Here is an 18,783-nt window from a genome sequence, read left to right on the forward strand (position 1 = left end):
AAACCTAAAAATTAGGCTTCTCCTTTCTTTTCCTTTGCTGCTTTAACGAATGCCACAAATAACGGATGCGGATTCAGCACAGTACTCTTATATTCTGGATGGAATTGCGCGCCAATGTAGAACGGATGATCTTTCAACTCGATCGTTTCTACCAGCCCGCTTTCCGGATTCTTACCAGAAGCAATCATACCAGCCTCTTCAAACGCCTGTAAATAGGCATTATTAAATTCGTAACGATGACGGTGACGTTCTTTGATTTGTGTTGCTCCATATGCAGCAGCAAGCTTAGTTCCCGGCATTACATCACAGTTGTAAGCACCCAAACGCATCGTACCACCTTTCTGAGATACATTTTTCTGGTCATCCATCAGGTGAATTACAGGATGAGCTGTATGTTCGTCCATCTCTGTAGAATGTGCATCTTTATGACCCAGTACATTTCTGGCAAATTCAATTGCAGCACATTGCATACCTAAACAAATACCAAAGAATGGAATGTTATTTTCTCTTGCATATTGAATGGCAGTGATCTTACCTTCAATACCACGGCTACCAAAGCCTGGTGCAACCAGAACACCATCCAGCTCCTGCAGTTTATCACTAACATTCTCGTCAGTAAGTAACTCGGAGTGAATATTTTTCACGATTACCTTGCATTCATTCATTGCTCCTGCATGAATAAAGCCTTCCAGGATAGATTTATAAGCATCCTGTAATTCAACGTACTTACCAATCAAACCGATGGTAACAGTTGATTTAGGATATCTTAATTTATTCAGGAACTCTTTCCAGTTGGTCAGATCAGGATCATTACCTAAAGATAGATTCAGTTTTTTCAAACAGATCTCATCCAGTTTTTCCTTCATCATTTCCAATGGTACACTATAGATACTATCTGCATCCATAGCTTCAATTACCGCATCGGTAGTAACATTACAGAACAAGGCAATCTTGCGTTTCAGATCTTTATACAAAGGATGCTCTGTACGACAAACCAATACGTCAGGATGCACCCCATTCTCACTCAATAACTTAACAGAGTGCTGTGTAGGCTTTGTTTTCAGCTCTTTAGCAGCGCTTAAGTAAGGAATCAAGGTAAGGTGTACCACAATACAATTCTCATCACCTAACTCCCATTTCAGCTGACGTACAGCCTCGATATAAGGTAAGGATTCGATATCACCGGCAGTACCACCCAATTCAGTGATCACTACGTCATATTCGCCATTCTCACCCAACAGACGCATTCTTCGTTTGATCTCATCAGTGATATGAGGAATAACCTGTACTGTCTTGCCTAAATAAGCACCTTCACGCTCGCGATTGATGACATACTGATATACACGTCCGGTAGTAACATTGTTGGCCTGAGATGTCGGCACTCCTAAAAAGCGCTCATAGTGACCCAGATCAAGATCGGTTTCGGCACCATCATCTGTAACATAACACTCGCCATGCTCGTAAGGATTCAAAGTACCCGGATCTACGTTAATATACGGATCGAACTTTTGAATGGTGGCTCTGTAACCACGCGCCTGTAACAATTTGGCTAATGATGCGGCAATGATACCTTTACCTAAAGAAGAAGTAACCCCACCGGTTACAAATATATATTTAGTATTCATAATATATGTTATATCAACCGGCAAATAAAAAAGAAACGAAGAAGAGAAAGCGTTTCGAAAATCGGTCGTGCAAAGATAAAGATTTTTAAGAAACCAGAAAGAATCAGTTTTTTAGTTTTCCACATCAAAAAAAACAATGCACAAAAGATTTTTCTGAATAAAAAAAAAGCCCTACATTTGCAGCCGGCAAGTCTTATACGACCAGCTCCTATTGAACTTCCCCAGGGCAGGAATGCAGCAAGGATAGATGGTTGAGCGGTGCGATGTAAGTAACTTGCCTTTTTTTATGCCCTGACATTTTGAAAATCTCATGAATAAAATCACCTGTTTCATCACTGCAGGCTTGATATGCCTGATTGCCGGTACAGCAACCGCGCAAGAACCAACCCCAACCTCTCCAGCATCCCCAAAACTCTATATCGGACCCGGTATCGGTATCACATATGGAGGTATTGCCGGAATTAAAGCAGAATATGTTTTTGTTAAACATTTCAGCGCATTTGCCGGAGCCGGATATTATATGAGTGGGCTTGGCTACACTTTCGGTGCCACCGCTAAATTATTGCCCACCCGCAGATTCAGTCCATTGATATACGCAATGTACGGCAGCAATGCTGCAATTTATGTTGATGGTGTCCGTCAGTATAATAAAATATATGCTGGTCCCAGTGCGGGAATCGGAGCAGACCTGAAAGTAGGTCGTGGCGGCAACAAACTATTCTTCGGTATACAATACGGGATCTGGCATCCGGACTTCAAAAAAGACTGGGAGACGGTAAAGCAGCACCCTGGCATCGAACTATATAACGAGCCTATACCAGTTGGCTTCAACTTCGGTTTTAATTTCGCCATTAAAAGCTCAAAAAGCAGTCGCTAATAAATACTAATTACATAAAACAGATAAGGTGACCGGAAATCCGGTCACCTTATCTGTTTTATGTAATTTATTATAACAATTATTATTGTGCCCCTCCAGATAAAATTTCCACACAAGACATTCCAGCTTTCTCCATCTTATCTCCCAGTTCTTTTTCCGGCTGGTCATTTTCACCTAACTTCTCCAGTGTTTCTACTTCTTTATCTGTCAATACTTTCATAATATTATCAACATAACAGTCGCAGAATTTAGTGGCGATCTCTTTAGTCAGGCCTTCTTTAAGCATATCAGCACTACATTCTTCTTTAAATTTTGTTGCAGCTGCAGCTCTTTTATCATCACCTGCATTTGCAGATGCCGCCTGTGCACAGATTAAAATCGTACTCAAAACCAGGATCATTTTTTTCATGAAGATTGTTTTTAAAATGTTATCAATTGAAACACAATTATAAATCATTCACATGAATTATGCTTTCCTGTTCACAATAATTAACATTAAAATGTATTATCCTTATTGTTCTGCAACCGGTTTTGCTTTCTTATTTTTCAACATTCCGATAATAATCGGCAGCACCGAAAGCAGGATGATTCCTAATACTACCTTTTCAAAATTGTTTTTAATCACCGGAATATTACCCAGAAAGTATCCTGCAAGCACAATACCCAGTACCCAGACTGTCCCTCCGATGATATTATAAGTCAGGAAAGTCACATATCGCATCTTTCCTACACCTGCCACAAATGGCGCAAAAGTGCGTACAATGGGCACAAAGCGGGCTATAATAATCGTTTGGGGGCCATGCTTCTCATAAAACGCATGGGTTTTATTGATGTATTCCGGTTTGACCAATTGCCTACCGAACAGGCGCATTTGCACAAAACGCTCCCCTAAATATTTACCAATAAAGTAATTACAGGCATCTCCCAGAATAGCAGCTACAAGCATTATACCAATACTGGTATAAATATCCAGGGAACCCATTGCAGAGAACATGCCTACAGCAAACAATAAAGAGTCGCCCGGAAGAAAAGGCATGATAACCAAACCCGTTTCCACAAAAATGATCAGAAACAGGATCAGGTATATCCACTGGTTATAATCCCGGATCAGCGTCAGCAGATGCTGATCGATATGCATAATAAAGTCTATTAAACCCATGTCTTTCTATAATTAAACAGGACAAAAATAGTTTTTATTTCCACGAATGGGGATACAAATGGCAGAAAATGTTTTGTAAGGAAAAAAGTAACTTTGCATCGAAATTAAATCCGCACCTTCAATTACATTTAATATTTTATGAAAGCGTTAAGCGTTACAGAATTCGAACAAGCAAAAAAAGAAGATATAATTATAATTGATACCCGCCCGTCAACAACCTTTACTTTAGGTTTCGTTCCAGGCTCGGTAAATATCGGCAACAACGGGCAATGGGCACAATGGGCAGAACAACTGATCTCTAAAGACAAACACATCCTGTTCATTACCCCTAAAGGTGAGGAGGCTGCAACAGTGAAGGCATGGAAAGCATTGGAATACATCCATATAGATGGCTACCTGAAGGGAGGATATGACACCTGGCAGGAGGCAGGAAAACCGATAGACATGATCATTGATATTACAAGTGATGAGCTGGCGCTGGATATTCCTTTCGATGATAAGTTATCTATTATAGACGTACGTAAAGAAGACGAATTTGATGCGGCTCACGTTAAAGATGCAGAGAACTTTCCTCTGGCAAAGCTGACCGATACCTTCCAGATTGCTCAACTGGATGATGAGGCCAATATGTATGTATATTGTGGTGGCGGATACAGAAGTGTTATCGCCTGTTCTATTATGAAAAAAGAAGGGTTTCATAATGTACGCAATGTACTTGGGGGCTTTACGGCAATCAAAGACACTCCTAACCTGGCCATCGAAGTGCCTAAAAAGAAGAAGTAATTCATGGGCTGGATAATACTCTTAGCTGTATTGTATCTTTTTGCACTGACCATGAAGGTCATTGCCTTATCTCTACTGCTCTGCATTATTATCCTGCTCTACTTTCTGGTGCGCAAGCTGGCGAAACGGAAAGAAACAGATCCGGAATACCGCTTTATGCGCACCTATCTTAATGTATATCGCAAAATACTGATGATATTGTTAGTTCTTGCTGTTTTTGGAACCTTTGCCATCGTTCTTCCGCTCAACCTGACGGAAGAAAGTCCGGGAGGAACGGCATTTTCTTTCTGGGGAGCACTTACCGCGACAATCTCTTTAGGAATTGCCTGGGTGCGTACAGCAAGGCTGAGCAAACGCCCGGCTTCCAAACCCGGAGATAACCAAATAGGCAATTACGCATTGTGGATCAAGCATTTAATGATCTGTGCCCTACTTTTTGCCCTTGCCTTGTATGCTCCTTTGGCCAAAATTTACCTGATGCAACTTATGCATTATGGTAATTAAAAAAAATGTAGTTTTGATCAATGTCTGAAGCCTATTTTATCAAATTACCCCAATTCGAAGGCCCTTTCGACTTATTACTGTTCTTCATTGAACGGGATGAGCTGGATATTTATAATATTCCGATCAACCAGATCACTAAGGATTTCCTGGCGTTCATTCATCAGATGGAAACCTTAAATATTGAGATGGCCAGTGAATTCATCCTGTTTATTTCCACCCTGATGCGCATCAAAGCCAAAATGCTTTTGCCACGCAGAGAACTGGATGCTTCAGGTAATGAAATAGATCCGAGACAAGAACTGGTAAACAAACTATTGGAGTATAAGAGATTCAAAGAGGCTTCTGAGCAAATGGCAGCGCTGGAAGCAGAACGCCTGCTGAGACAAAAACGCGGTAATATCAAACAGGAACTGGATGCACTTGGACACCAGCATGCGGAAGGCACAGAGATTCAGACCGTTACGCTCTACAAACTAGTCAATACTTTTGAGCGGGTTATGAAACGCTTCCTGGAAAGACATAACAAACCGCAACATGTGATTGTGAAATATAATTATTCTATGGAGAGCCAAAGGGCCTACCTGAGCGAATACTTATTGCAGAGCGAAAAATCATCTTTTGAAGAACTTTTTTCGCAGATGAATGACCGTATACAAGCCATTTTCACCTTCCTCGCTTTACTGGAAATGGTGCAGCAAAAGATGATCAATCTCCTGGTGGGAGAAGGGCGAAACAATTTCATCTTCGAACGGAATGATGAAGGCGGAACCCCGGAAATTATATTGCCGGAAGCAACAGAAATGTAATATTTATGTTATAATATATGTACATGTCCTCAGATTTTTGGGATATAAAATTAATAATCATAATTTCGTAAACTTACTATATCATTATTTTAAATGAACACAGATATACCTCCCTCGGTATTTTTAACTACAACCCCGGTACACTCTTGGGAAATTCTTGTAACCCTATTCCTTGTTTTACTTAATGGCTTTTTTGTAGCAGCCGAGTTTGCTATTGTTAAGGTACGCGTATCCCAGATTGAAGTGCGTACTGACCTGAGCAAGAGCATGGCAGGCGTTGCCAAATCCATTGTAAACAATCTTGATTCTTACCTTGCAGCCACTCAATTAGGTATTACACTCGCCTCTCTTGGCCTGGGTTGGGTGGGAGAAGAAGTTATGACAGCACTCATCAAAAACCTCTTTGATGCATTAAGCCTGGACATTTCCGAAGCCGCTGCCAACAAAGCTGCCGTACCTGTTGCCTTCGCAATTATCACTGTTTTACATATTGTCTTTGGAGAATTAGCTCCTAAATCACTGGCGATCAGGTATCCGACAAATACAACTATCTATGTCTCCTGGCCATTGAAAATATTCTATTTTATTTTCCGCCCCATCATCTGGATGATGAACGGACTGGCGAATAGCATCCTGAGACTGATCGGTATAAAGCCAATGCATGGCTCAGAAATCCACTCGGAAGAAGAGCTGAAAATGATCATTTCAGAAAGCCAGGAAGGTGGTGCTATCGAACAGACAGAAAGAGATCTTATCCAGAATGTATTTGATTTTGACGACAGAAGGGTATTCCATATACAGACACTGCGTAAAAATATTTCCGCCATTGATGTAGACATGAGTGTAAAAGAGGCATTGGATTTTGCCATTAGTGAAGGGTATACCCGTTTTCCTGTATACCAGGAGACGATGGATAACATTAAAGGAGTTGTATATACCAAAGACCTGGTTAAAAGATTGCTTGCCGGAGAAGAGGATGCCAATATTGCACCATTCTTAAGAAAAGCTACATTTATTGCAGAAACAACCAAAATCAAGAATCTGCTGAAAGAGTTCCAGAAAAAACATATCCATATGGCTGTCGTGACCAACGAAACAGGCGAACTATCTGGTATTGTAACTATGGAAGATATCCTTGAGGAGCTCGTTGGAGAAATTCAGGATGAGTATGACAACGAAAAGCCTATTGTGGAAAAAACCCCGCAAGGTACTTTTATTGTTGATGCACACCAGTCTATTATAGATATCAATAAATATATTCCGTACAAATTCGAAGAAAGTGAACACTTTGAAACGCTGGCGGGACTTATTTCCGAATTCATGGAAGGAAATGAGTGTAAAGAAGGAGATCACTTCGATATTAATGAATACGAGGTAATTATCCTGAAAATGTACCGTAACTCTGCCGAAACAGTAGAATTACGCCTACTAAACGACGAAAACTAAAAAAACAAAAAGGATGGTTATGATACCATCCTTTTTCATTACTGATACATTATATATAATTATGTCATTATTATTCTCCCCTCTTACTATAAAATCCATTACCCTTAAAAACAGGCTGGTGATGTCGCCTATGTGCATGTACAGTGCCATAGACGGTCTGCCCAACGACTGGCATTATGTCCATTATACAAGCCGTGCTATTGGCGGTGCCGGCCTCATCATCCAGGAAGCGACTGCTGTAAATCCTGAAGGGCGCATCAGTTATGCAGACCTGGGTATATGGAGCGATGCACATACAGAGCAATATAAGCCAATCGTTTCTGCAATAAAAAAATACGGATGTGTACCAGGTATCCAGCTGGCACATGCCGGCAGAAAAGCCAGTTGCGAAGTATCCTGGAATAAAGGATGGCAGATACAGGAAGGTCCTGATAGCTGGCAAACGGTAGCCCCCTCTCCTATTCCTTTTCATGAAAGAGACATTATTCCTCATGAATTGACTATAACAGAAATCCAGGCACTGGTTCAGGATTTTAAAGCAGCTGCACAAAGAGCCGTCGAAGCAGGTTATGAAGTTATTGAGATTCATGCTGCGCATGGCTACCTGATTCATGAATTCTACTCCCCCTTATCTAATCAACGTACGGATGAGTATGGTGGTAGCTTTGAAAATCGCATACGTTTCCTCCTGGAAATCATTGCTGGAGTTCAGGAAGTCTGGCCTGCCGACCTGCCATTGTTTGTCCGCATATCAGCAACCGACTGGATGGGCACTGAAGGCTGGGATACACCTGATTCTGTAGCATTAGCCAAAATCCTGAAAGCAAAAGGCGTCGACCTGATCGATTGCTCTACTGCCGCCAATGTGCGCCACGCAGAGATCCCTGTGGGTCCTAACTACCAGGTTCCATTTGCTGATGCTATACGTAACCAGGCTGGCATTATGACCGGAGCGGTGGGGCTGATCACAGAAGCCGCTCAGGCAGAAGAGATTCTCCAGGCAGGTAAGGCCGATCTCATTTTCCTGGCCAGGGTATTGCTGCGAGATCCTTATTTCCCGCTCCATGCTGCTTCTGAGCTGAATGCACCGGTGGAGTGGCAGAAGCAATATGAACGCGCAAGACCTGTTTAAGTAACCCGAAATATCTAATAATTCAATTATAAACATCTGAATAGCAGCAATATGCCCTATTTATGGCTAAATATGTAGCGTCATAGCTATAATCTGGCACAAATAGGCTATTTTTGTAGGTTATTCATTATTATTAATTCACCATCTTATTTTAAGAAAATAAGGTGTCTCTATAAATATCATATATGGGATGTGGAAGTTGTGGTGTATCCACCGACAACGGAAAACCCTCTGGCTGCCAGAGTAATGGCGGATGCAGTTCGGGTGGATGTAACCGTTTAAATGTATTTAATTGGCTGGCAGAAATTCCATTGAGCGATTTCGGAAAGCCATATAACATAATAGAAGTCAGCTTTAACCAGGGAAGCCGTAAAGACTATTTCAAAAATAACACCAATACTATTTTCCATAAAGGGGAAATGGTCACTGTAGAAGGCGTTGGTGGTTATGATGTTGGCGAAATCAGTCTGACCGGAGAATTGGTCAAGCTGCAATTAAAAAAATACTCCGTTACAGAAGAGGCTGTCGAAAAGAAAGTCCTGAGGGCTGCTACTCCTTCTGATCTGGATGCTCATCATCATCAGAAAGCGACAGAGAAAGAAACACTGATCCGTTCCCGCGCTATTGCCAAACAGGTAAACCTGGAGATGAAAATCGCTGAAGCGGAATGGCAGGCAGACGGGAAAAAAGTTACTTTTTTCTACACTGCCGATGCCCGTGTCGATTTCCGTGAGCTCATCAAGGTATACGCGAGCGAATTCAAAGCTAAAATTGAAATGCGCCAGATCGGTGCCCGCCAGGAAAGCGCCAAAGTTGGTGGTATCGGTTCCTGTGGACGCGAACTATGTTGTAGTTCATGGTTATCAGATTTCAAAACAGTCAATACAACTGCTGCCCGTTACCAGAACCTTTCTATCAATCAGACCAAATTATCCGGACAGTGTGGCCGCCTGAAGTGTTGCCTTAACTACGAGCTGGATACCTATATGGATGCCCTGAAAGGGTTCCCTCCAAATGCGGAGAGTATTGAACTACAGCAAGGCAAAGCATTCCTGCAGAAGAAAGATATTTTCAAAAACCTGATGTGGTACAGCTTCTCCGGCAGCAATAAACAATATCCGCTGACGATTGAGCGTGTACAGGAAATTTTGACTCTGAATGCCAAAGGTGAAAAACCAGAAGAACTGGAAGCAGTAGAAATACAGGTGAAGAGCAAAGATCCGGAGAAAAGTGTAGATATGGGCTTTGTTAATGATGTAGGACAGATCAAACTGTCTTCGTTAAAAGGCAATAACAACAATAAAAAACGTAAGAAAGGCGGACAAGGATCTGAGCAGAAAAATAAAGCCGGCGAGCAAAATAACCGCAATAATAATCCGAAAGGAGAAGCGAAAGCCGGACCAAATCAGAACCAGAATCCAAACCGGAATAACAATACGAATAAACCCAAAGGCAATAAACCTAATCAGAAACAGGCCCAGGGTAATAATAATACCAATAATCCAGAACAAGGCAGCCCAAAACCTGCTCCTCCAAAACAGCAAACTGCCCCACAACAGCAGAAAACTAATCAGAATCCGGAGGGGCAGAAGAACAGGAATGCTGATGCCCAGCAGAAAAGAGAAGGCGGACAACCTAAAAAGCAACATAAGCCCAACAGGCCAAAACCGAATCCTAATCCTGGACCAAACCCTAATCCTAACCAGGATAACAGTAACAAATCATCTTAATCATTAATTTTATAACCTTTAAACAAACATTAAAAACTTGCTAGTTTACAAATTTGGTGGCGCATCCATTGCCACTCCCGAGAGAATGACCGAATTGCTTCCTATTATCGCGGAAGCCAACAAACCACTTTTAGTAGTTGTGTCTGCCTTAGGTAAGACCACTAATGCTTTAGAAGACGTTGTCAAGGCCGCATTCAAGGGAGATAAACGAAAGACCAGCGAGTTGATAAAGCAGTTAGAGGATCAACATGATGAGTACTGTGCAGCCTTACTGCAAGGCGAAGCTCTGGACACAGTAAAGGCGGAACTACACCTTATTTTTACCGAAATGCAGTGGGCGGCAGATACGGCAACCCAATACGCATTCGATTATGTATATGACCAGATCGTATGCCTGGGAGAGCTATTGTCGACTACTATCTTCAACAGCTTCCTTAATAGCCGTCAGGTGCCAAGTGCCTGGGTAGATGCCCGTGATATTGTACGCACAGATAATACGTACCGTGATGCACAGGTTGATGAAGCGTATACTACAAAACAGGTAAAGGAGAAAGTCCTGCCCCTGTTTCAGCAATACCAGGTAGTCGTTACTCAAGGCTTTATCGGTTGTACAGATGAGAACTACTCTACTACCCTGGGTCGTGAAGGTTCCGACTATTCAGCTGCATTATTTGCCAGCATGTTACCGGCCAACAGCGTTACCATCTGGAAAGATGTAGAAGGTTTATTAAATGCCGATCCTAAATTATTTGCCAATACAGAGAAGATCCAGCAGATCAGCTTCTATGAAGTGATTGAAATGGCCTATTATGGTGCACAGGTTATTCACCCTAAAACCATTAAGCCACTGCATAATAATGGGATACCATTATATGTAAAATGCTTCCTGGACAGAAGCCTGAAAGGCACTGTTATCAAAAATGAAGTAGAAACGGCTTATCCACCGATCATTGTATTGAAGAAAAACCAGATCTTACTGAAAGTAACCAGTAAAGATTACTCCTTCGTTACAGAAGACAAACTGAGTGAATTATATACAATCTTCCACCAGCATAAAGTAAAAATCAATCTTTTACAGAATGCTGCGATCAGTCTGATTGCCTGCGTAGATAATAATCCGGCTAAGATCGAACCATTGATTTCCGATCTTTCCCTGAATTACCAGATCCGCAGAAACGAGGATGCCGAATTGCTGACCATCCGTCACTATAACGATCCTACGTTTGAGCGATTGACTAAAGACCGCAAAGTATTACTGGAGCAAAAATCCAGGATCACCGTACAAGCGGTAATGAGTAATTTCTAAAGAAATATATCTTATTATTATACATAAAGAGGGCTGTCAATGACAGCCCTCTTTATGTATAATAACTCGTTTGATTTTACTTCAACACTTCCGTGATCGGCGTACCAATGCTGGCATTCGGTGCCTGAATGTGTAACAGAGCAGCAATAGTAGCAGCAATATCCGTCATATGATACGGTTGTACACTAGCCCCTTTCTTAATACCCCAGCCATAAAACACCAGTGGAATATGTGCATCATAAGGGTTCCAGCTACCGTGTGTGGTACCAGTACCACCGTAGCCGCTGTAGTGGCCCGGCTCCAGGATCACCTGCAGGTCTCCGCTACGTTTACGGTTATAGCCATTTACGGCCATCTGCCATAATGGTTCCGGCAGCACATGTCCGTCCCTATCTTTCATGTCCAGGACATAAGCAACATGCTCTACCTGCTCCATAATATGCTTAGCAGCCTCACTCACTGCTTCAGCATCCAGCTTATGACGTGTGATAACCGCCTCATTGAAGTATACCTGGTAGTTCTCAAATACAGCAATGCTATCAGCATTAAAATGCTTTTTCAATTCCTCATTCAACAGTTTACCCACTTTTCGGGAATCAAAGTTCTGGCCCGGTATACGCTGATCTTTTAAGAAGGTCACATTATGCGCCCCCCCATGATCGGCAGTCAGGAATACCGTGTAATTACCTTTACCTACCTGTTTGTCCAGGTATTGCAGGAACAATTCCAGCTCCTTATCCATACGTAGGTAGCAATCTTCCACTTCGATCGCATTAGGTCCGTACATATGTCCTATATAATCGGTACTGGAAAAACTGATTGCCAGGAAATCAGTGATATCATCTTTACCCATCTGCTCACCTGCAATGGCCGCCTCACCCATTAACCGGGTCAGCGTATTGCCCCATGGTGTGGTACGGATAATACCACGATCCTTACCGGAAAATTGTGCCAGTTTATGCGGGAACACAGGAGCAGTTCCCCCTTTCAGATTCCCTTCATAGGCGTTATTATCAGCAGTACTTTGCACATAAGTATTTATAGGATATAGCGTGCTCCAGTCCTGTAGTAACAGGCTATCCGTACAGTTCCGTCCATTAAAAGCTTCTACCCAGGCCGGTAATTTATCTGTATAGAAAGTGCTGGTAATGAATTTTCCATCCTTACCATCAAACCAGTAAGCACCCGAAGCGGTATGTCCTGCAGGCAGGATCGAGCCTCTGTCTTTCAGCGATACCCCCACTGTCTTCGCACGGAAATTGGTAGCAAGTCTTAATTCATCTGTAACCGTTGTGGCCAGCAGATTTCTAGGGCTCATTTTACCGGCATCGCTCTGGTTACCGACACTGCTTACCGCATCATCATCAGTACAATAAACCTCCTTACCAGTACGTTTATCGATCCATTCGTTAGCCGCTATACCGTGCAGCGCGGGTACAGACCCGGTATAGATACAGGAGTGGCCTGGCGCAGTATATGTGGGTAGGTAATTGATGGTAGTATTTTCACAGGTAAATCCTTCAGATAACAGACGCTTGAAGCCCCCTTTACCATAACGGTCTGCATAACGGTATAGATAATCCCATCGCATCTGATCCAGTACAATACCAACAACCAGTTTGGGTCTCGGTGGCTCCTGAGCCATGGCCGGTTTCACGATGGCAGAAGCCAGCACAGCAGCAACTAATATCTTCTTAAAATTCATGTTCAGCTAATTAGGCTGCAAATTTCCGAAATATTTGGCTACCGTGAGTATTATCTAATTCTTAAAGCAACTGTAAGAACATTTGCCTGATGTCCATTTAACACTTATTTTCGGCATAAATATTAATCAAATAATGCCCGCACCTAAACGTTTGAAGATCGGAGAAGGAAAGATCAGTGGATTTGTTTCTATTTTTCTGTCTATACTGTCCCTCGGAGGAGTCTTATGTTTCCGCTTCCCAGAAAGACTGACCACACCTGAATTCAGGGAATTATATACAGGAGAAAGCATGGCAACCCTCATAGCAGCTGTAATTATCGCTTCCTTTTTCTTTGCCTTGCTAAGCCTGGTATTGAGTAAAAAGATAAAATGGCCGCTCATAGGTTCTTCCATTGCCGGCCTGGCCGTATTGCTCGGCGCTTTTGCCGTAGAAGGCAGGGCTGTAGATAAGACGGCATGGCATTTCGGACTAGACTGGATGCTGCTGGATCTGTTATTGATGACCGTTATTTTTATTCCTTTGGAATTATTTTTTCCTAAAAGAACAGACCAGACCAAATTTCATGAAGAGTGGCGTACCGACCTGGTATACTTTGTCATCAGCCATTTATTCATACAGTTTTTCGGAGTCATTACCCAAAAACCAGCCGTACTGTTTTTCGGGTGGATAGGCTTGGACAAGGTACACCTCTGGGTACAAAACCTGCCTTTCATAGCCGGCTTATTTCTGGCGTTTTTCAGCACAGACCTCTTCCAGTACTGGGCACATCGCATATTCCATAACCATGTGTATTTATGGCGTTTTCATTCCGTGCACCACTCCACCAAAAACATGGACTGGCTGGCAGGAAGCCGTACGCACTTTATAGATATTTTCTTTACCCGCGCCATGACCTTTATTCCTTTATATATACTGGGGTTTCCGGAATCGGTATTTAATGTATATATTATTTTTGTGGCCATCCATGCAGTATTGATCCATGCCAATACCCGCATCAATTTTGGCCCGTTGAAATATATTTTTGCAACCCCGCAATACCATCACTGGCACCATTGTGAAGATCCGAAACATTACGGAAAGAACTTTGCAGCCATCTTCCCTTTTATTGATATGATATTCGGAACCTATTATCTGCCCGGCAATAAATGGCCCGAAAGTACCGGTGTGCTGGAGGGCGAATATCCAAAAGGGTTCATCAAGCAAAGCGTTTATCCTTTTACGAAAAGCCCATTTGATAATGATCTGAACATGTCTGAGCGTAGTGAACGCTAAAAGGCAAAAAACAATACAAATAAAGAGGCCTTCGATCATGATCGAAGGCCTCTTTATTTGTATTGTATATAAATCGCTTTAGAAGCGTTTATTTCATTGGTTCTTGTTGTGCCAGCTGCACATCACGCTCAACCACTGTATGCTCGCCTGTGATTGCTTTACCATCCTTATCCAGCAGTTCCAGCTTCACTTTCATCGTGCCCATAGGAGCATTCTGAATGAATTGCGGCTCCCAGCTATTGATCATAAAAGTATTGCCATTAATAGTAGCTCTTACTTTATCACCAGCTTCAGATAAGGTCGTATTGTACACATAGAAATCCAGCAGTACATTCTTCGTATCATTCCCTACATAATCTCCTTTAGGTCGGCTGTAGAAGATCATTGGAGTAGTCGGATTTTCCAGTTTCTTATATGTCCCTTTCGCATCAATCGCAAAGCGCAGCAGGATACCTGCATTTTTACCTTTTACAGACTCATGGTAAGAGCGGGAAAGGAAAGACATAACATCATGCTGAGAATTTACCGCAACGGTAAAGGTATGCTTAGGCTCATATAAAGCTGTGTATGGCTTATTATCCAGGATAAAGTGAATATGCTGACCCTGGGCAGAATTGTTACACTCTTTAGATACAGCAGCTTCAGTTTGTTTTTTCAGTTCGTAATTCGCTACGGTATAATTAATCGTAACTTTTACAGAATCCTTGCCCACCGGCTCTGTGCTTACATCTTTGATCGACAATGCCGCATCAGGAAAGTCTGGAGAGGCCGGCACCGGTGCAATCTTAACGGTTTTCTCTGGAGTAACGGTTTCCACCGTATCCGCCGTCTTTGCATCAGTCTTATCGGTTTCTCCTCCTTTACAGGAAGCCAGCAGCATAAATCCTAATGATAAACATGTGGCAGGCAGTATGTAATATTTTCTCATAACAACATATAATTAGTGGTTAACACAAAAGTAAGTGAAAAGTATACTCCATTATCTTTAAATATTTGTAAATATAGCCATTCGGAAATTTGTAATGCTTATAATAATTTGAGTACTTTTGTTCCTCAAAACATAGTACACATATGATATACTCCATGACCGGCTTTGGTAAAGCAGAAGGACATACAGGAAATAAAGAAATTATTGTAGAGCTGAAATCGCTGAATGGTAAGCAATTTGAGATTACGAATAAATTAAACCCATTATTGAAAGCTTACGAAGCAGATATCCGGAAAATCGTTTCCAGACAACTGAAGCGTGGATCTGTAGATATCGCCATATTTGTAAAACAGGATGGCGCAGCCAAGCCGATGAAAATCAATACCAGCCTGGCGCAGTCCTACTATGCTTCTATAAAAGAAATCTCATCTGCACTAGGTCTTGCTGAAGAACAGATATTACCTACACTAATGCGCCTGCCGGAAGTAGTAGCGCCGGAAGCGGAGAGTGTAACAGAAGAAGACTGGGCTGTGATTGAGCGCCTGGTAACCACTGCTGCAGACCAACTGGTGAATCACCGTATGGTTGAAGGAAAACCTATCGGTACCGATCTGCTGGAGCGTATTGATCAGATCGAAAAATTACTGATCCAGGCCGAGGTACATGAGCCAAGACGTATCGAGCGCATTAAAGAGCGCCTAGTTACTATGCTGGAAGAATGGGTGGGTAATGACAAATGGGATGCTAATCGCCTGGAGCAAGAGCTGATCTACTATATTGAAAAAATAGACATTTCTGAAGAAAAACAAAGACTGAGAGCCCACTGTAATTACTTCAAAGAACTGGCTGAAACAGCAGGACCTGAAGGCATTGGCAAAAAACTGGGATTTGTACTACAGGAAGTAGGTCGTGAAATCAACACCCTGGGTTCAAAAGCCAATGATGCAGCTATGCAGCAGATCGTTGTACAGATGAAAGATGAGCTGGAAAAAGCGAAAGAACAGGTATTGAATATTGTATAAAATCAAGGACATGAAATTATTGCTGCAAAAATATTTTAAATCATTACCGGTCATTGCGATTACATTGCTGGCAGCCTGTGGAAAGCCTGCAGAAACAGCTTACCAGAAACAGGTAGGTATTCCCGGGGCTAAGTGGGATTATAAATTCCAGCCGGAATTCCAGTTTGATATACCCGACACAACGGCAAAATATAAAGTATACCTGATCCTGCGTCATGATGCGGCCTTCCCTAATTCTAATATATGGGTAAGGTTTAAAACCAAACAACCGGAAGCAAAACAATTTGATGCAGGCATTCGCATAGAAGCGCCGCTGGCAGCAACAGACGGCCAATGGCTGGGCTCAGATATCGGCTCTATCTATGAACATAAAATATTGTTGAAACCAGGAAAAGACTATCCGAAGTTTTCTAAAACGGGAACGTATACGGTAAAACTGGAACAGATCATGAGAGAGAATCCGCTACCCTCCGTGATTAACATCGGGCTGCGTGTCGAGCGGCTGGATCTTAAATAAACCATAGGCGATACTGCGTACGGTCTCATCAATATCATTGATCACCAGCGTAGTAGACGATACAATACGTTTTCCATCAGCATCGGTAACTGAATAAGTTACCGATTTTTTATTGCCCGCAGCAGTAAAGTTCAGAGACACCAGCGGCAAAGCTGCATCCTGCTCATCCAGGTCAATATTATACTTTTTCAATGCAGATAATACTGCATTGTTATTACCGGAAACCTTCAGGCGGAAGTGCATTTTAAATTCTGCATATGGCATTAACTGCGGGTACAAGCGGTACATATTGACCAGGCTGCTTTTCCACATTGCATCCTGATCATTTTTATCAGCGCAGATAATCAATGCCTCATAAACCCTTGCCAGGAATAGCTTTTCATAATCCTCTTCAATATCTTCTGCAAACGACAAAGTACGTACCAGTCGCTCCTGGGCACGCTGATAATGCCCCTGCTCCATATCCAGGCGCGCGAGGTACAGGTTGAAATACTTATATACCTTAGGTCTGGGATCAACCTTTAACTGACTTTCGAATTTATTATAAAAATATGCAGTACTGTAGCCGCGGATCAGGTACCAGATCTCATCCCAGGAAATAGTACTTTCTGTCGAGAACAGCTTGTAGACTACATTTTCCCGCTCAGGATTAGCCGCCAGCTGGTTGGCTACCAGGTACTGTTGCAGATAAGCCTCACCTTTCAGCATAGCAATACTCCACAAAGCACGCGGATGCCAGCACCAGTTTCTATCTTCGAACTGCTGTTGCCGAATCTCCTTTTTCTTATTCATCAGCCGCAGCAGGTTTATGCTGAATTCATAATGAGATTCACCCAGGGTAGTACCGATATGTACTTCTTTAAACTGCGCTGCTTTATCCAGAAAGCGCTGGCTTTCTGCCAGATTTCCTTCATAACTGCAGGCGCGTGCCAGGGCTATGTTATACCATCCGAATCCGGGAGTAGAACCCACCGAATGTATGATATCCCTCATGCTGATCGCAGCCTGCATAGGCATGCCTTTATAGATATCTACAATGGAGCTGTAGTAAGCCCATTCCTGCAGGCGCTTATCTCCGGCATCCTGCATACTGGCCACTGCATAGGCCTCTTCTGCTTCACTGAACTTAGCCTGTATAGCACAAAAGGTTCCATAGTTATTGTAAGACATCAGCCCGCCGTTCTCCATAAGACGGAAGTAGTACAAGGCAGAATCTATACGCAAATGATAGGCATGGAGAATGGCTTTATAATGATATACATTTTGCAATTCATACTGCAGAGAAGACTCGGGAAACACCTGCCTGTTTACTGACTGATTTGCTTGTATGCGTGCCAGGGAGCTATCCAGGAAGCGATCCGACAATACCTCATTCTCCTCTAGGTTGCCCTTCAGAAAATCGTAGGTACGGTATGTGTAAAAACGATTGCGGTGTACAATCCAGGAAAGCATGTTATAACCATTCAGCACAATCTCTTTCTGCATATTCCATTGCTGTATCCTGCGCAGCAGTTTATAACTGTTTTCATTCTGCTCCACATTCTGATAAGCCTGAAACAGATAGTTGGCCGTATTGCTGTAATCCGCATGGCGCTTATACAGCTTTACATATTCCAGGGGATCGGCCGTACGGGTGCGCAATATAGTTGCATAATCCCGCTCTATTAGCGTCAATGCCTTTTCAAGAGGGGCAATTGCCAGCTTATAACCATTATAGTCCGCCGCCCGTTCAGCATTAAAAATGCCTTGTATCATCCAGCCAACATAATAAGTACTATCGATACGGATAAACTCACGGGAAGCCGGCACCGCCTCTTCACGTGTCATATCCACCCCCTGCCGCTTCGCATCTATTTCATAGCGCTTGGCAGCATTAAGGTCAGCAAGAGACTGAGCAGGTACTGATGTAGTACCTGCTCCGACTAATGCAATAGCTATTATTATATTACGTGGGTTAAATATCAAATTTA

17 protein-coding genes and 1 other RNA gene are annotated in these 18,783 nt (G+C 42.5%); 12 read left to right on the forward strand and 6 right to left on the reverse strand.

Translation table 11 applies throughout. The features are described 5' to 3' along the window. Window positions 1-11 precede the first annotated feature (11 nt). Entirely contained in the window at window positions 12-1,625 is a 1,614-nt protein-coding gene (locus FTD44_RS02340; protein WP_129020850.1) for a CTP synthase, read from the reverse strand. A 184-nt stretch (window positions 1,626-1,809) separates the two neighbouring features. Here FTD44_RS02340 and ffs point away from each other — a divergent pair. Next, window positions 1,810-1,908: signal recognition particle sRNA small type (gene ffs / locus FTD44_RS02345), an RNA gene on the forward strand. Window positions 1,909-1,935: 27 nt separating this feature from the next. Continuing rightward, window positions 1,936-2,502: a hypothetical protein gene (locus FTD44_RS02350; protein WP_222164983.1), complete on the forward strand. Its 567-nt coding sequence runs from the start codon at window positions 1,936-1,938 to the stop codon at window positions 2,500-2,502. 82 nt (window positions 2,503-2,584) lie between these two features. On the opposite strand, the gene FTD44_RS02355 is transcribed toward FTD44_RS02350, so the two are convergent. Both FTD44_RS02355 and FTD44_RS02360 read right to left on the reverse strand, forming a co-directional pair. After that, complete coding sequence (locus tag FTD44_RS02355; protein ID WP_222164984.1) at window positions 2,585-2,911, reverse strand: hypothetical protein; 327 nt, start codon at window positions 2,909-2,911, stop codon at window positions 2,585-2,587. 102 nt (window positions 2,912-3,013) lie between these two features. Continuing rightward, the gene (locus FTD44_RS02360; RefSeq protein WP_129020847.1) at window positions 3,014-3,661 is read right to left on the reverse strand and encodes a DedA family protein; all 648 of its coding nucleotides are present in this window, start codon (window positions 3,659-3,661) and stop codon (window positions 3,014-3,016) included. Window positions 3,662-3,799: 138 nt separating this feature from the next. On the opposite strand from FTD44_RS02360, the gene FTD44_RS02365 reads away from it, so the two are divergent. The 7 genes from FTD44_RS02365 (at window position 3,800) to FTD44_RS02395 (ending at window position 11,368) form a co-directional block, all read left to right on the forward strand. Beyond that, window positions 3,800-4,444 (forward strand): rhodanese-like domain-containing protein, encoded by a 645-nt coding sequence (locus FTD44_RS02365; protein WP_222164985.1) that lies wholly within the window; start codon window positions 3,800-3,802, stop codon window positions 4,442-4,444. A 3-nt stretch (window positions 4,445-4,447) separates the two neighbouring features. Beyond that, window positions 4,448-4,948 carry a hypothetical protein gene (locus tag FTD44_RS02370; protein WP_222164986.1) on the forward strand — a complete coding sequence of 167 codons (501 nt, stop codon included), beginning with the start codon at window positions 4,448-4,450 and terminating at the stop codon, window positions 4,946-4,948. Window positions 4,949-4,968: 20 nt separating this feature from the next. Further along, on the forward strand, window positions 4,969-5,754 hold the full coding sequence (locus FTD44_RS02375; protein WP_222164987.1) for a segregation and condensation protein A: 786 nt from the start codon (window positions 4,969-4,971) through the stop codon (window positions 5,752-5,754). A 93-nt stretch (window positions 5,755-5,847) separates the two neighbouring features. Continuing rightward, complete coding sequence (locus FTD44_RS02380) at window positions 5,848-7,200, forward strand: hemolysin family protein (protein ID WP_222164988.1); 1,353 nt, start codon at window positions 5,848-5,850, stop codon at window positions 7,198-7,200. 61 nt (window positions 7,201-7,261) lie between these two features. Further along, entirely contained in the window at window positions 7,262-8,332 is a 1,071-nt protein-coding gene (namA, locus tag FTD44_RS02385) for an NADPH dehydrogenase NamA (RefSeq protein ID WP_222164989.1), read from the forward strand. A 185-nt stretch (window positions 8,333-8,517) separates the two neighbouring features. Next, window positions 8,518-10,062: a regulatory iron-sulfur-containing complex subunit RicT gene (ricT, locus tag FTD44_RS02390; RefSeq protein WP_222164990.1), complete on the forward strand. Its 1,545-nt coding sequence runs from the start codon at window positions 8,518-8,520 to the stop codon at window positions 10,060-10,062. A gap of 37 nt (window positions 10,063-10,099) precedes the next feature. After that, on the forward strand, window positions 10,100-11,368 hold the full coding sequence (locus tag FTD44_RS02395; protein ID WP_222164991.1) for an aspartate kinase: 1,269 nt from the start codon (window positions 10,100-10,102) through the stop codon (window positions 11,366-11,368). Window positions 11,369-11,444: 76 nt separating this feature from the next. Here the strand turns inward: FTD44_RS02395 and pafA are convergent, their stop codons facing one another. Next, window positions 11,445-13,073, reverse strand: a complete 1,629-nt coding sequence (pafA, locus tag FTD44_RS02400) for an alkaline phosphatase PafA (RefSeq protein WP_222164992.1) — start codon at window positions 13,071-13,073, stop codon at window positions 11,445-11,447. 133 nt (window positions 13,074-13,206) lie between these two features. Here pafA and FTD44_RS02405 point away from each other — a divergent pair, with 133 nt between their 5' ends. After that, window positions 13,207-14,346, forward strand: a complete 1,140-nt coding sequence (locus FTD44_RS02405) for a sterol desaturase family protein (protein ID WP_222164993.1) — start codon at window positions 13,207-13,209, stop codon at window positions 14,344-14,346. Window positions 14,347-14,434: 88 nt separating this feature from the next. On the opposite strand, the gene FTD44_RS02410 is transcribed toward FTD44_RS02405, so the two are convergent. Continuing rightward, on the reverse strand, window positions 14,435-15,274 hold the full coding sequence (locus tag FTD44_RS02410) for a hypothetical protein (RefSeq protein ID WP_222164994.1): 840 nt from the start codon (window positions 15,272-15,274) through the stop codon (window positions 14,435-14,437). Window positions 15,275-15,417: 143 nt separating this feature from the next. Here FTD44_RS02410 and FTD44_RS02415 point away from each other — a divergent pair, with 143 nt between their 5' ends. Both FTD44_RS02415 and FTD44_RS02420 read left to right on the forward strand, forming a co-directional pair. Continuing rightward, complete coding sequence (locus FTD44_RS02415; protein ID WP_222164995.1) at window positions 15,418-16,296, forward strand: YicC/YloC family endoribonuclease; 879 nt, start codon at window positions 15,418-15,420, stop codon at window positions 16,294-16,296. Window positions 16,297-16,306: 10 nt separating this feature from the next. Then, window positions 16,307-16,813 (forward strand): gliding motility lipoprotein GldH, encoded by a 507-nt coding sequence (locus FTD44_RS02420; protein WP_129020836.1) that lies wholly within the window; start codon window positions 16,307-16,309, stop codon window positions 16,811-16,813. On the opposite strand, the gene FTD44_RS02425 is transcribed toward FTD44_RS02420, so the two are convergent. Further along, the gene (locus FTD44_RS02425) at window positions 16,760-18,778 is read right to left on the reverse strand and encodes a hypothetical protein (RefSeq protein WP_222164996.1); all 2,019 of its coding nucleotides are present in this window, start codon (window positions 18,776-18,778) and stop codon (window positions 16,760-16,762) included. The genes FTD44_RS02420 and FTD44_RS02425 overlap by 54 nt on opposite strands. Window positions 18,779-18,783: the final 5 nt, after the last annotated feature.

It is taken from the genome of Edaphocola aurantiacus (genome assembly GCF_019797745.1).
Classification (GTDB): Bacteria; Bacteroidota; Bacteroidia; order Chitinophagales; family Chitinophagaceae; genus Edaphocola; species Edaphocola aurantiacus.